The organism is Brevundimonas nasdae (assembly GCF_019395145.1).
Lineage (GTDB): Bacteria > Pseudomonadota > Alphaproteobacteria > Caulobacterales > Caulobacteraceae > Brevundimonas > Brevundimonas nasdae.
The window spans coordinates 1,367,223-1,381,009 of sequence record NZ_CP080034.1 but is presented as its reverse complement, the minus strand read 5'-3'; the positions used below and the strand labels follow the sequence as shown (position 1 = coordinate 1,381,009).

General features: G+C 65.1%; 14 protein-coding genes and 2 tRNA genes. 13 read left to right on the top strand and 3 right to left on the bottom strand.

What is annotated here, in order from left to right:
* Window positions 1-5 precede the first annotated feature (5 nt).
* The 9 genes from KWG56_RS06695 to KWG56_RS06655 all read left to right on the top strand — a co-directional run bounded on the left by KWG56_RS06695 (window position 6) and on the right by KWG56_RS06655 (window position 5,791).
* On the top strand, window positions 6-581 hold the full coding sequence (locus KWG56_RS06695) for a Maf family protein (RefSeq protein WP_201097804.1): 576 nt from the start codon (window positions 6-8) through the stop codon (window positions 579-581).
* Window positions 578-1,621 (top strand): ribonuclease E/G, encoded by a 1,044-nt coding sequence (locus KWG56_RS06690; protein WP_244999677.1) that lies wholly within the window; start codon window positions 578-580, stop codon window positions 1,619-1,621. Before KWG56_RS06695 ends, KWG56_RS06690 begins: the two co-directional genes overlap by 4 nt.
* Window positions 1,622-1,624: 3 nt before the next feature.
* Window positions 1,625-1,789 (top strand): DNA gyrase inhibitor YacG, encoded by a 165-nt coding sequence (locus KWG56_RS06685; protein WP_201097802.1) that lies wholly within the window; start codon window positions 1,625-1,627, stop codon window positions 1,787-1,789.
* A 63-nt stretch (window positions 1,790-1,852) separates the two neighbouring features.
* A tRNA-Phe gene (locus KWG56_RS06680) sits at window positions 1,853-1,928 on the top strand.
* Window positions 1,929-2,449: 521 nt separating this feature from the next.
* Entirely contained in the window at window positions 2,450-3,337 is an 888-nt protein-coding gene (exbB, locus tag KWG56_RS06675; RefSeq protein ID WP_219355222.1) for a tonB-system energizer ExbB, read from the top strand.
* 5 nt (window positions 3,338-3,342) lie between these two features.
* On the top strand, window positions 3,343-3,777 hold the full coding sequence (locus tag KWG56_RS06670) for a biopolymer transporter ExbD (protein WP_201097798.1): 435 nt from the start codon (window positions 3,343-3,345) through the stop codon (window positions 3,775-3,777).
* Window positions 3,778-3,791: 14 nt separating this feature from the next.
* Complete coding sequence (locus tag KWG56_RS06665) at window positions 3,792-4,505, top strand: energy transducer TonB (protein ID WP_201097796.1); 714 nt, start codon at window positions 3,792-3,794, stop codon at window positions 4,503-4,505.
* 123 nt (window positions 4,506-4,628) lie between these two features.
* Window positions 4,629-4,705, top strand: a tRNA-His gene (locus KWG56_RS06660).
* 99 nt (window positions 4,706-4,804) lie between these two features.
* Window positions 4,805-5,791 (top strand): aldo/keto reductase, encoded by a 987-nt coding sequence (locus KWG56_RS06655; RefSeq protein ID WP_219354194.1) that lies wholly within the window; start codon window positions 4,805-4,807, stop codon window positions 5,789-5,791.
* A gap of 74 nt (window positions 5,792-5,865) precedes the next feature.
* Here KWG56_RS06655 and KWG56_RS06650 read toward each other — a convergent pair whose 3' ends face one another.
* Together KWG56_RS06650 and KWG56_RS06645 are read right to left on the bottom strand one after the other, a co-directional pair.
* Window positions 5,866-6,288: a DUF2147 domain-containing protein gene (locus KWG56_RS06650; protein ID WP_201098203.1), complete on the bottom strand. Its 423-nt coding sequence runs from the start codon at window positions 6,286-6,288 to the stop codon at window positions 5,866-5,868.
* A gap of 148 nt (window positions 6,289-6,436) precedes the next feature.
* Window positions 6,437-7,681 (bottom strand): acyltransferase family protein, encoded by a 1,245-nt coding sequence (locus tag KWG56_RS06645; protein ID WP_244999676.1) that lies wholly within the window; start codon window positions 7,679-7,681, stop codon window positions 6,437-6,439.
* A 23-nt stretch (window positions 7,682-7,704) separates the two neighbouring features.
* On the opposite strand from KWG56_RS06645, the gene KWG56_RS06640 reads away from it, so the two are divergent.
* A complete protein-coding gene (locus tag KWG56_RS06640; protein WP_219354193.1) occupies window positions 7,705-8,634 on the top strand; it encodes a LytTR family DNA-binding domain-containing protein in 930 nt (309 codons plus the stop codon).
* Between the two features lie 190 nt (window positions 8,635-8,824).
* Here KWG56_RS06640 and ligA read toward each other — a convergent pair whose 3' ends face one another.
* Complete coding sequence (ligA, locus tag KWG56_RS06635; protein ID WP_219354192.1) at window positions 8,825-11,155, bottom strand: NAD-dependent DNA ligase LigA; 2,331 nt, start codon at window positions 11,153-11,155, stop codon at window positions 8,825-8,827.
* 142 nt (window positions 11,156-11,297) lie between these two features.
* Between ligA and KWG56_RS06630 the strand changes: the two genes are divergently transcribed.
* The 3 genes from KWG56_RS06630 (at window position 11,298) to KWG56_RS06620 (ending at window position 13,787) form a co-directional block, all read left to right on the top strand.
* On the top strand, window positions 11,298-12,266 hold the full coding sequence (locus KWG56_RS06630; protein WP_219354191.1) for a M28 family peptidase: 969 nt from the start codon (window positions 11,298-11,300) through the stop codon (window positions 12,264-12,266).
* A complete protein-coding gene (locus KWG56_RS06625; RefSeq protein WP_219354190.1) occupies window positions 12,263-12,775 on the top strand; it encodes a hypothetical protein in 513 nt (170 codons plus the stop codon). The genes KWG56_RS06630 and KWG56_RS06625 overlap by 4 nt, the downstream gene beginning before the upstream one ends.
* Before the next feature lie 331 nt (window positions 12,776-13,106).
* Window positions 13,107-13,787, top strand: coding sequence for a sugar transferase (locus tag KWG56_RS06620; RefSeq protein ID WP_219354189.1), 681 nt, complete (start codon window positions 13,107-13,109; stop codon window positions 13,785-13,787).

The window sequence follows — 13,787 nt, the reverse complement described above, 5'->3', positions numbered from 1 at the left end:
CCGAGTTGGCCCGTCCTGAACTTGTGCTGGCGTCGTCCAGCCCGCGCCGCATCGAACTGCTGGCGCAGGTCGGCATCAAGCCCGACCATATCGACCCTGCCGATATCGACGAGACGCCGCTGAAAGGCGAAACGCCGCCGCGTCTGGCGGAGCGTCTGGCCACGTCCAAGGCGCAGGTCGTGGCGGCCCGTCGTCCTGAGGCCGTGATCATCGCCGCCGATACGGTCGTGTCGGTCGGCCGCCGCTTTCTGGAGAAGGCGGCCGATGAAGCGGAGGCGACCCGTTTCCTGAAACTGCTGTCGGGCCGCAATCACCGCGTCTTCACCGGCGTGGCGGTCATTCGGGACGGCAAGCTGTCGTCGCGGGTCAACGAAACGCGCGTGACCTTCAAACCCCTGTCTGACCATGAGATCGCCGCCTATGTCGCCAGCGGCGACTGGCGCGGCAAGGCGGGGGGGTACGGCATCCAGGGGCCTGCGGGCGCCTTTATCCAACGCATCGTCGGCAGCCATCCCTCCGTGATGGGCCTGCCGGTCTATGAGGCCGTCCAACTGCTGAACGGCGTCGGCTGGCGGGCATGACCCCGCTGAGCGGCGATCTCGAGGTCTTCCTCGACGAAACGCCGGGTGAGACGCGCGGCGCCGTGATGCGGGACGGCCGCTACACCCATCTTCTGATTCATCGTGAGGGCGATTGCCCGCAGACCCGCCTCGGCGCCCGATCCGTCGGGCGCGTGACCGAGGTCAATCCGGCCCTGCGCGGCGCCTTCGTCGACATCGGCGCCGATTCGCCGGTCTTCCTGCCTTTCCCTCGCAACGACCGTCTGACGCAGGGGCAGCGTCTTGAGGTTGTCGTCACCGCCGAATCGCGCGGCGGAAAGGGTGCGGCGGTTCGTCGCCTCGGGCCGGGTGAGGGGGCGCCGCGTCTGCTGGAGCCCGCCCCTTCCATTGCGCTCCAGTTGCAAAGCTTCGCGCCCGGCGTGGAATCAGTGACGGGAATCGAAGCGATCGACGCCGTGCTCGAGGCCGAAGACGAGGCCTTGAGCCGCGCGCACGCCTTCGCCAGCGCCGGAATCGACCTGTCGATCGAGCGCACGCGCGCTTTGGTCGCGGTCGACATCGATTATGCGCCGACGGCGGGACGAGACCCGAAACAGGGAAGGGCGATCGCGAATCGCGAAGGCCTGCGCCAGGCCGCGCGGCTGATCGAACTCAGGAACTGGGCCGGGCTGGTCGTGATCGACCTGGTGGGCGACGGGCAGGACGGCGAGGCGCAGTTGAAGGCCGCGCGGGCTGTGTTCGCCCATGAACCTCAGGCGGTGTTTGCGCCGGTCAGTCGTTTCGGCCTGTTGCAGATCGCCTTGCCCTGGCGGCGGACGCCGATTGAAGAGCGGCTGCTGGTCCCGGACGGACGCCCCACGGTTCAGACGCGCGCGATTGCCCTGGTGCGCCGCCTGCGTCGTCAAATGCTGGCGGACACGGCTTCGCCGCGTCTGTTGATGCGTTGCGCCCCGGAAGAGGCGGCTATCGCTGGACCGTTGGCGGCGCGGCTGGGGCCGCGTGCGGGCGTTCTGGGCGACGCCGCCGTCGCCGCGGGCCGCGGACATATAGAAGAGAACTGACCCATGGCTTCCTGCCCCATCTGCCGCAAGGCCGAGCCCGATCCCAAGTACAAGCCCTTCTGCTCTCGCCGTTGTTCCGAGGTCGACCTGCAGCGCTGGTTCACCGGCGCCTATGCTATTCCGGCCGCTCTGGACGAGAGCGCTGAAGATGATGTGGAAAAGGATTGAAACGGCGCTGGACAGGCCGAAAAGCCTCGCCTATAGACCCGCCTCTCGCGACGCCGCGTCGGCGCCTGGATAGCTCAGCTGGTAGAGCAGCGGATTGAAAATCCGCGTGTCGGTGGTTCGAACCCGCCTCCAGGCACCATCTCTCAACGACTTTTGGGGTCGTTGCGTTTTTTCCTAAAAATCGTAGCAGAAATGGTCGCTCTCCCGCCACGCTTGGGGAAGGCGATTGCCGCTATCTGACGCCATGGGGAACGATTTCTTCGTTATCAGGCGTTTTCGAACATCCTTGCTCCGAAGTTCGGCCAAACATCATTAAAATGTCGCGTGATGCTGCTCAGATAGGGCTGTCGCGCACGACTTCACTCCATGTATCCCGTTAAGTGAAATCGGGCGCTTCGCCCTTGACGCTCCGGTAAGGGTTCGTCAAAGGGGTTGAGACGCCTTATCAATAGGGCGTCACGGATTTCAGGAGGCGTGCTCTCCGACGGTTCGACATCGGAGGCTGGACGGGCAACCGCCCACGTCTCTTTTTAAAAGATTTCAGTTCCCCGCTCCCGAGCGGAAGGGGGGCTGAAGGAAACATTTCAGGTTGGGATGCGGTCGCTGACTATGGCCGCATCTTTGGTTCCACGAGTCAGACCAAGCAGGAACTGGCGAACTATGCTGAACAGCAAGAAGACGAATATCCTCCTCGCCATGGCCGGCGCCGCCGCCCTTATGGCGAGCTCGCCGGTTCTGGCCCAGGCCACGGCCGAGCCGACCCCGGCAACTGCACCCGCCGCTGGTGCAGCAACCCCCGCAGCTGCCCCGGCAGCTGATGCAGCACCGGCAACTGAAGAAGCCGCTGCCTCGCATCACGGCGGCGGCATCACGCCGATCTCGATGTTCATGGAAGCGACCGTGATCGTTAAGGTCGTCATGATCGGCCTGCTGCTGGCGTCCATCTTCTCTTGGACCCTGCTGCTGATCAAACTCTTCGAGTTTGGCTCGCTGAACCGCAAGACGGACAACTTCCTCGAGACCTTCCGTGGCGCTCGCACGATCTCGGACATGCGCGCCATCGCGACGCAAGAAGAGTTCGACGGCAACCCGCTGGCTGATATGGCAGCCGCCGCCACCGAAGAAATCGAACTGTCGCGTCAATCGGGCCTGTCGGTCACCGGCGATCACCTGGACTCGGCCCTGGGCCGCGCCACCGCCGCCGTGAACGCCGTTCAAGCCGGTCTGGCCAAGCGCCTGTCGGGCGGCCAGCAGTTCCTTGCTTCGGTTGGTTCGATTGGTCCGTTCGTCGGTCTGTTCGGCACCGTGTACGGCATCATGAACTCCTTCATCGGCATCGCGGAATCCAACACGACCAACCTGGCCGTCGTTGCTCCGGGTATCGCTGAAGCTCTGCTCGCCACCGGTATTGGTCTGTTCGCCGCTATCCCGGCCGTTGTGTTCTACAACTACTTCAACACCCGCATCGCTGGTTACGGCACGCGCGCCGACGGCTTTGCTGCTGAACTGTTGAACGGCATCTCGCGTCAGCTCGACAAGGGGGCGTAATACGCATGGCCGCCAAGATCAAAACGGGCGGCGCTGGCAACCAGGTTGAGGCAAACAGCGATATCAACGTTACGCCTTTCGTTGATATCATGCTCGTCCTCCTCATCATCTTCATGGTTGCGGCACCGCTCGCCTCCGTGTCGGTGCCGGTGGAACTGCCTATCGCTGTCGCCAAGGCGGCGCCGAACCCGCCCAAGCCGGTCTATATTTCGATCCAGACAGACGGTTCCGTCTATGTGGGCGACTTCCAGACCAGCGTCGGTTCTCTGGGTGCGGATCTGAGCGATCAGATCGGCGCGCGGAACCCGGCTGATGAGCGGATCTTCATTCGTGCCGACCAGAACACCCGCTACGGCGATTTCATGCAGGTCATGAACGCTCTGCAGGATAACGGCTTCTACAGCGTCGCCCTGGTCGGCGAAGACCAAGCGACGAGTTGAGGTGCGGAGATAGTATGACAGACGTCGAATATCATCGCAGTCGTTACGACATCCCGAAGCAGAAGGGCTTCATGGGGGTTTCCTACCCCGTGCTGATCGTCTGCCTCCTGATCGTCACCATTCTGTTCGCGCTTCTTCTGTTCTTCCTGCAACAGTCGAAGTTCAAGCTGAAGGAGTTCAACTACGTCGACGAGGCCGTGAAGGTTGAGTTGGTTGCGCCGGTTCCGCCGCCGCCGCCACCCCCGCCGCCGCCGCCTCCGCCCGACACGCCGCCGCCGCCGAAGCTTCAGGTGCGTCCGCCCGTGGTCAACACGCAAGCGCCGCCGCCTCCGGTCACGCTGCCGATCGAGCCGACGAAGAAGGAAGACCGCGTCGAATATACGGGCCCGCCCGTTATCGTCCCCGGACCTCCGCCTCCGCCCGCTCCTCCGGCTCCGGCCCGGCCGGCCACGATCACGAACGTTTCGTGGTCGCGTCAGCCTCGACCGGAATTCCCGGCTCGCGCTCAAGAGCGTGGGATCGAGGAAGGCACCGTGGTTCTGCTGTGCTCGGTTGAAGCCAATGGCGCCGCGACCAACTGCAGCATCGTGTCGGAAACGCCGTCCGGTGCAGGCTTCGGCCGCGAAGCTCTCTCGTCCATGCGTTCGGCTCGTTTTGCGCCGGGCACCGTGGATGGTGTGGCTCAAGGTGGACAAGCGCGCTTCACGGTTCGCTTCCGCCTCGGATAAGACTGATCGAAAGATCGCGAGAACGCCCCGGTTTCGGCCGGGGCGTTTTTGTTTGTATAAGGCGCACTCTGTGCTTGATCGGGCCGTAAGGCCTCGCTACAGAACGCGCCTCGCGATGAGCGGGCCGCCTTAGCTCAGTTGGTTAGAGCGCCGGTTTGTGGAACCGGAGGTCCTCAGTTCAAGCCTGAGAGGCGGTACCATCTCGAAGCGCCCACGGGCCTTGTCAGGCACAGGGTGGACGCCCATCTCCTGATCGTCGGCATGATCGCCGATCCCCCACATCGACAGGAGAGCGCTTCATGAAGACGCGCAAACTGGGCCGCAACGGTCCTGAGGTTTCAGCCATCGGCCTGGGCTGCATGGGCATGAGCGCCTTCTACGGCGGCTCTGACGAAGCCCAATCCATTGACGTCATTCACCGGGCGCTGGATCTGGGCGTCACCCTGTTCGACACAGCGGAAATGTATGGGCCGCACACCAACGAGGTTCTGGTCGGCAAGGCGTTGAAGGATCGGCGCGACCAGGCCTTCATCGCCACCAAGTTCGGCATCAACTACAACGAAGATCGCTCTCGGCTGCTGGTGGACGGCAGCCCCGCCAATGTGCGCCGTGCGGTCGAAGGCAGCCTGCAGCGCCTCGGCGTCGATCACATCGACCTGTATTATCTGCACCGCGTCGATCCGGACACGCCGATTGAGGAAACCGTGGGGGCGATGGGCGAACTGGTCGCAGAGGGCAAGGTGCGCTTCCTGGGCCTGTCGGAGGCCGCGCCGGATACGCTGCGCAAGGCCCATGCGGTTCACCCGATCACCGCGCTTCAGACCGAATACTCGCTGTGGAGCCGTGAACCGGAGGACGAACTGTTCGCCACCGTCCGCGAACTGGGCATCGGTTTCGTACCCTACAGCCCGCTGGGGCGTGGCTTCCTGTCCGGCGACATCAAGTCGATCGACGATCTGGCTGCGGATGATTTCCGTCGCACCAACCCCCGTTTCGTCGGGGAGAACTTCCAGAAGAACCTCGATCTGGTCGACGCCGTGAAGGCCATCGCCGAAGACAAGGGCGTGACGGCCGCGCAACTGGCTCTGGCCTGGGTTCTGGCGCAGGGCGAGGATCTGGTTCCGATCCCCGGCACGCGGCGGGTGGCGACGCTGGAGCAGAACGCGGCGGCGGTCGATCTGGTGCTGACGCCTGACGATCTGGCGCGCATCGAGGCGGTGTTCCCCAAGGGGGCGGCGGTGGGCCATCGCTATGCCGAGGCGGCGCGGGCGGCCCTGAACCGCTGATCATCGGTCAACAGGCATGAAAAAAGGCCCGGTCGGATCGCTCCGGCCGGGCCTTTGTGTGTCCGGTGTGCGGCCTACTGGATGCGAGTCCAGGTCTGGTTCTTACACAGAGGGGCGACGATGCAGCCGCGCAGGCGCAGGCTGTTGTCGCCGGTCATGGTGATGGTGCCGCGGTATGTGCCGCCGTCAGCCGGATTATAGACCGAACCGCCGCGCCATTCCGTCGGGCCTCCCGTGAATCCGGTCAGCATGGGCAGATTGCGAAGGGTGCGGCCTCGCTGGGCTGCATCACGGTTATGGACATCCAGGGTGTTAGGATCGGCCCGAATGTGGTCGGAGGTCACCAGCGTGCCGCACAGGGCCTGTCCGCAGTGCGCGATGCGGACCTGGCCGCCATTCGTCGGCGTCTGCCACAGGCCGGTCGGATCGCCAGCCAAGGCAGGCGAGGCGAGCGCGGCGGCCAGTGCGGCGGCGGCCAGCATGATCTTGGTCTTCATGGTCATTCCCTTTCCTGGAACCGGTCTGCGCCGGGCCTGTCGAAGAACACGCTGATCCCGGTTTCGGTCCAAAACAAGACGGAAATGGCGACCGGAAATCACGAATTGACGGGACGTTACGTCAACTTTCCAGTCGCCATTCAAGGCGTCAGGCCGTGACCGCAGACGAAGACCTGGCGGCCGCGCCCGGCTTCACGCCCAGCAGCAGCCCCAGCCAGCCGAGCCGTCGTGCGACCTCATAGGCGGCCAAACATCCCAGGGCGGTGATCAGGATGACCAGAACAGCCTCCAGACCCAAGGGCAGCTTGAGCAGGGCCAGATTGTGCGCCGCGACCACCGCCACTGTCTGGTGCACGATGTAGAAGGGGAAGACGCCGATCGACAGATAGCGCAGGACAGGACCGCCACGGTTCAGCCAGCGGGCGCCGAAGCCCAGTATGGCGGCCATGAAGCCCGCCTGATTCAGCACATAGACGAACCGCATCGCCTGACGCAGCTGCTCGGGCGGCGTGGCGTCGCCCCGATAGACCCAGGCGTAGGTCGCCCAGCCGGCCCAGCCGCACAGGCCGACGATCAGGGCCGGCCAGCGAATGCGGATCAGCGTCTGACGCACCTCTTCGGATCGCGCGATCAGATAGCCGAACAGGAAGGCGCCGAAGCTGAGGGCGTGGTTGTACCAGTCATCCGTCAGGGCGTGGGTGATGTCGAAGCGGGGCGCCAGGAACCAGCGGATGGCGAACAGATACAGGATCGGCCAGACGATCACGCCCCAGCCGCTGAACAGCCGTTCCGCCCCCGCCAGAAGCCCCCGCCGCACGCCGGGAATGGCGATCAGAGCCGCCAGGATCAGGCTGTAGGGCAGCAGATAGGCGATGAACCACAGATGGTTCCAGGTCGGGGTGGTCAGGCACCCGTCCGCATCGCACCAGTGACCGGTCGAGGTGGCGTAGCGGATCCAGAAATCCTTCAGCACGGCGCCGTGCGCCGGGTCGGCCATGCCCAGACCCTTGGCGGCCTCCACAACCTCGTAATAGCTCTGGGGCGGCACGATCACGAACATGCCGAACAACAGGGGCGGAAGCAGGCGCAGGGTGCGTGATCCGGCCAGCGCCCATCCGCTTTTGCCGCGCGCCTCAAATCCGTCGGCCAGGAACCGTGTCGCGCAGCCGGACACCAGGAACAGAAGCGTCAGCCGCCACGGGCTGGTCAGCATCATGATCGGCTCCAGCACCTCGATCTGACGCGGGCTGTTCACATGCCAGTCCCAGGGCACATAGAACATGCCGACGTGATAGAGGATCAGCAGCATGAAGGCGCCGACGCGAATCCAGTCCAGATCGTATCGTCGGTCCGACATGCCGGGCGGCGACGCGAGCAGGGGCGGTGAAGACATGCGAGAGTTCCTTGGCCAATGATATGAGCCGCGTACTCGCGGATGAGCGGGCGGATCAGCAATCGTCAGGGGGCGCGCGGCCGTCTGGCCGGGATGATGTCGGCCTGGCGGGGACGAACGGCGCGCCTGCCGTGACGAGCGGCTGGGGGCGGATCAAGGGGCGACTGGATGCGCGTGTCTTTTGGGCCTGCGCCTTGGGGGTGCTGGCCTTCTCGCTGGTGGATACGACGGTCAATGTGTTGAGCGCCCAGGCCGACAACCCGAACATCGCGAGTTGGAAGCCGATGCTCTGGGAGGTGTCCAGCAGCATCACCATTCTGGCGACCATGTGGATTCCCTGGGGCGCGATCAGTCTGGCCCCGCCGGATGAGGCGGCTGGCGAGGGTTGGCGGCCGAAGGTGCGGTTCGCCCTGATCCATCTGGCGGGCGTGCTGACGTTTTCCGCCCTGCACGTCATCGGTTTCGTCATGATGCGAAAGGCCGGGTACGCCCTGATGGGGGCGGGTGAGTACGAATTCGGCGGCGCCTTCATTTATGAACTGCGCAAGGATCTGGTGACCTATGGGCTGCTGGCGGGCACCTTCTTGCTGAGCGCCTATCTGCGGCGACGGCGCAATGAGGCGGTGCGGCCGGTCAGCTTCGACATCCGCGACGGCGCTCGGATCATCCGCGTGCCTCTGGCCGACATTCTGGCGGTCAGTTCAGCGGGGAACTATGTCGAGTTCCGGCTGGCGGATGGACGGCGGCCCCTGATGCGGGCGACCCTGGCGGCGGTGGAGGCGGAACTGTCGCGGTTCGGTTTTGTGCGGGTTCACCGCTCATGGCTGGTCAATACTGAGCGCGTCACGGGCCTGCGCCCCGATGGTTCAGGCGACTGGACGGTGGAGCTGGGCGCCGTTGAGGCCCCGCTGTCGCGGCGGTACCCGGCGGCGCTGGAGCAGTTGCGCGGCTGAGTTTGATCGTCGATCAGTGGCCAACCTCCCACCGATCGTCATTCCGGGGCTGCGCGGAGCGAAGAACCCGGAACCCAGAGCCGCGACCGTGCCGCTGAACGCATTCCATGCCGGATGCGAGCCTCCTGGGTTCCGGGTTCGCCCTTCGGATGCCCCGGAATGACGGCTCTGAGCTGACTGTCGATCTAATCTAGGCGATCAGGGCCAGCCACTCGTCTTCGGTCAGCACCTGGACGCCGTGTTTTTCAGCGTCCTTCAGCTTTGACCCTGCGCCGGGGCCGGCGACGACATAGTCGGTCTTTTTCGACACTGAGCCCGACACCTTGGCGCCCAGGCTTTCGGCCCGAGCCTTGGCTTCGTCGCGGGTGAAGCGTTCCAGCGAGCCGGTGAAGACCACGGTCTTGCCCGCGACCGGGGTGTCCGCCTTGGGGCGTTCCGCGTCGACGATTTCGGTCATCTCGGCTTCCAGCGCGGCGACGACTTCCAGATTGTGCGGCTCATGGAAGAAGTGGGCCAGGGCCAGGGCCGCCACAGGCCCGACGCCGGTGACGGCGCTGATCTGGTTCAGCATCTCCGACGGGCCTTCGTTGCGGGCGATCCCGGCCAACCGCACCAGACCGGCCCAATCGTTCGTCATGGTCGCCAGAGAACGGCGGGCGGGGGCGGCCATGCCGGGGAAGGCGAGGGCGATCTTCTGGTCCATCGGGGCATCCGGCCACGGATCATCGGCGGGGGGACTCGCCTCGGTCATCAGGGTCAGGACACGGGGCGATATGGCGTGGGCGGAGGCCAGTTCCGTCCAGGCATCGGTCTGTATGCCATTGGCGGCCTGCAGACAGGCGGCCTTCAGCGCGGCCCAGCTTTCGAAGGCGCGGGCCAGGACGATGGAGGTCTGTTCGCCGATATCGCGCACGCCCAGCCCGAACAGGAATCGGTCCAGTGAAATGGTGCGGCGCGCGTCGATGCCTGCGATCAGGTTGCGGATGCTGGTCTCGCCATAGCCGTCGTCCTTCTCCAACTGCTTCAGGCGCTCGGGGTCGCGAGCCAGACGGAAGATGTCGGCGGGCTCCTTGATCCAGCCGCGGGCATGGAAGGCGATCAACTGCTTCTCGCCCAGTCCCTCGATGTCGAAGGCGCGGCGGCCGACGAAATGCTTCAGGCGCTCAACGATCTGGGCGTCACAGATCAGACCGCCTGTGCAGCGGCGCTTGACCTCGTCACCTTCGCGCACGGCCTCTGATCCGCAGACCGGGCATTTGTCTGGGAAGACATAGGGAACCGCGTCTGCGGGGCGCTGGTCCAGCACGACGCCCAGAATCTGCGGGATGACATCGCCGGCGCGTTGCAGGCGCACGGTGTCGCCGATCCGCACGTCGAGACGTTCGATCTCGTCTTCATTGTGCAGGGTGGCGTTGCGCACGACCACGCCGCCGACCGTCACCGGGTGCAGGCGCGCAACAGGGGTCAGGGAGCCGGTGCGTCCGACCTGAATGTCGATGCCTTCCAGTACGGTCGTGGCCTGCTGGGCCGGGAATTTGTGGGCGATGGCCCAGCGGGGGCTGCGGGCGACGAAGCCCAGGCGGCGCTGCCAGTCGATGCGGTCGACCTTGTACACGACGCCGTCGATGTCATAGCCCAGCGCGGCGCGGTCGCGCTCCAGTTCGCGATAGACGGCGATCAGCCCCTCAGCGCCCTCGACCCGTTTCGACCGGGCGTTGACGGGGAAGCCCCAGGCTTTCAGCTTTTGCAACGCCTCCCACTGGGTCTCGGCGAAGTCGCTGGAATGCTCGCCCCAGGCATAGGCGAAGAAGTTCAGCGGGCGGCCCGCCGTGATCTTCGCATTCTTCTGACGCAGCGAGCCGGCGGCGAAATTGCGCGGGTTGGCGTAGGTGCGACGGCCCTCGGCCTCGGCGTCGGCGTTGAAGGCCGCAAAGGCGTCGTTGGGGGCATAGACCTCGCCCCGCACCTCGATTCTGTCAGGCCAGTCGTCGCCCGCCAGCGTCTGTTTGACGTCGGCGATGGTCTTCAGATTGGCGGTGACGTCCTCTCCCGTGCGACCGTCTCCGCGCGTGGCGCCAATGGTCAGCTTGCCCTTTTCATACAGAAGGTTGGCGGACAGACCGTCGATCTTGGGTTCGGCGACGAAGGCGATGGGCTCGTCGGCGGGCAGTTTCAGGAAACGCGCGATCCGGGCCACGAAATCGCGCACCTCGCCCTCGTCGAAGGCGTTGTCCAGCGACAGCATCGGCACGCCGTGGCGGACCTCGGTGAACTGGCTGGAGGCGACGGCGCCGACTTTGTTCGACGGCGAGTCCGGGCGCACCAGATCGGGGAACCGCGCCTCGATCTCCAGATTTCGGGCGCGCAGGGCGTCATAGTCTGCGTCGGAGATCTCGGGCGCCGCCTCGGCGTACAGGGCGTCGTGCCGGGCCATCTCTGAAGCCAGCCAGGCCAGTTCGTCCGCCGCCGTCTGAGGCGTCTGGTCATCGAGGGGAATGATGTCGGGAATCGCGCGGGCCATGATTTCCCCTGTCTAACACCAGCACGAACGCACGCGCAGGCCCGGCGATCCGCCAGCGCGATTTCTGCGTTTCATGACCGATCCGTATGCTGACGCCGCCGTATCGGGCGGCTAGGTTCGCGGAACTGGTTCTGGAGGCTGCATGAGACATTCCGCCCTGCGACTGGCCCTGACGGGCTGTGCTGTTCTTGCGCTGTCGGCCTGTGTCACCGAATCGCCGAAGGTGGCCGTGGTCGAACAGCCCGCAGTGATCGCCGAGGCGTCGCATGAGCAGTTGCTGGCCGATGTCCGCATCCTGTCGGCCGACGACATGGAGGGGCGCGACACCGGGTCGGCGGGGGGCGAGAGGGCGCGCAACTATATCGTCAGCCGCCTGGACGCGATGGGCGTGCAGCCCGCGCCCTTCGGCCGCTTGCAGCGCTTCGAGGCGCCGGGACGCACGCGCGAGGGCGTGAAGACCTTCAATGGCGTCAACATCATCGGCTTTATTCCCGGCACGCGGGTGGCGGATCGCTACATCGTCATCACGGCCCATTATGACCATGTCGGGATCAACGGCGGTCAGATCTTCAACGGCGCAGACGACAACGCCTCGGGCGTGGCGACCATGCTGGAGCTGGCCGCGCGGCTGAAGGCGAACCCGCCGGAGCACAGCGTTCTGATCGTCGCTCTGGACGGAGAGGAGCGGGGCCTTCTGGGCGCGCGTGAGTTCGTGGCCTCGCCGCCCGTGCCGCTGGCGGCCATGAGCCTGAACCTGAACTTCGACATGATTTCGCGCACCGAGACGGACGGGCATCTGTGGGTGACGGGGACGTATCAGAACCCGAACCTGCGCCCGATCCTGGAGGTCTTGCCCGCCAATGGCGCGGTGTCGCTGGCCTTTGGCAAGGATACGCCCCAGGACAAGGAAGAGGACAACTGGGTCGACGCCTCCGACCATGCCGCCTTCCAGGAGAAGGGCGTGCCGTTCCTGTATCTGGGCGTCGACTATCACCCCGATTATCACCGCCCGTCTGATGATTTCGAGCGGATCACGCCCTCGGTCTTCATCAGCGCCAGCGAACTGGCCATCGCCGCCTTCCACGCACTCGACAAGGCTCTGGATCGATGAAGCGTCGACTTCTACCCGTACTGGCCCTGGCGTTGCTGGCGGCCTCTTGCGACCGGTTTGGCGGGGCTAAGCCGGATGAGGCAGCGGCGCCCGCGGCCCAGCAGGCCTATCGCCATGCGCTGTCGGGCGATGTGTCAGGCGAATACCGACCTCTCCAGCCGGTTCAACTGGGCGATGCGGAGCTGGAATCCATCTTCGTCGGCCAGGTGTCGGCGCTGAAGGCGTGGGAAGAGGGCAAGGGCGGCGCATCGCCGGTTACGGTCACCTTCAAGACGGCTCAGGGCGCGGTCCGCGTCGGGCCGGAATCCTATCAGATCACGGATGACGTCTTCCGGTTCAGCGGCGTCTCAGCAGGCGGGCAGACTGTCGCCTTTGTCGGCAAGCTGGATCAGGGCGACCTGGCCACGGCGCGGCGCAACCTGGGTGACCAGACCGCAGTGCTGACGGGCACGTTGACCGTCGGAAAAACCGGTATTCCTGTGCGGCTGGGCCTGTGGGGCGGCGACTGAAGTCAGGCGACGAGGCGGGCGATCAGATAGGCCGCGCCTGCGACAAGGCCCCATAGCAGCAGGCTGATGACGATCAGGACGGCAAGGGTGGTTCGCGCAGACCATTTGGCGCCTGCGGGGTTGCCCCGAGGCGGTTGTGATTGAGCGGTCCGGCGCGGGTCGCGCTGGCGTGGGGCACGGCCTGATTTCAAAATGCAACCTTGAAGTGTGATTCTGTTTAACACCTCCAGGCAGGACTACAAAGGGTCTTGGCGAATCGCATCGCCATAGTTGCAAATCTGTCAACCTTAATGAGATAGTGGCCTGACGTGGGGTAGGTCGGGAGTGTGACATGCCATCGGTGGGGGCGATACGCACGGGGATCTGTGCGCCTGCAGGTGCGTCGCCGCGCCGGATCGTGTGGTCCGATGTGCTGATCCGGGCGCTCGATATCGCCATTGCGACGCTGGCGCTGGTGCTTGTGGCCCCGACGATGGTGTTGATCGCCATTCTGGTCCGTCTGCAGGATGGCGGTCCGGCCCTGTATCACCAGCCGCGGATTGGGCGCGGCGGATTGGTCTTCGAGTGTCTGAAGTTCCGCAGCATGAGCGTGGGGGCCGAGCGGAAGCTGGATCAGCTGATCAGCCGCACCGGCGTTCAGCAGCTGGAATGGTCGTTGACGCACAAATTGCGGGACGACCCGCGTGTGACGCCGCTGGGGCGGCTGTTGCGGGTGTCCAGCCTGGACGAACTGCCCCAGCTTCTGAACGTGCTGCGCGGGGACATGTCACTGGTCGGGCCGCGTCCGATCGTGGCCGACGAGATATGGCGTTACGGCAAACGCATCCGTCATTACGCCGCCGTTCGCCCCGGTTTGACCGGCCTGTGGCAGGTGAAGGGGCGCAATGACGTGCCGTACAGACGGCGGGTGGCGATGGACGTCACCCTGGTGCGGCGACGCTCTGTCCGCACCTATTGCGTCATTCTGTTGCTGACCATTCCGGCGGTGATCCGGCGGCAAGGCGTCTATTAG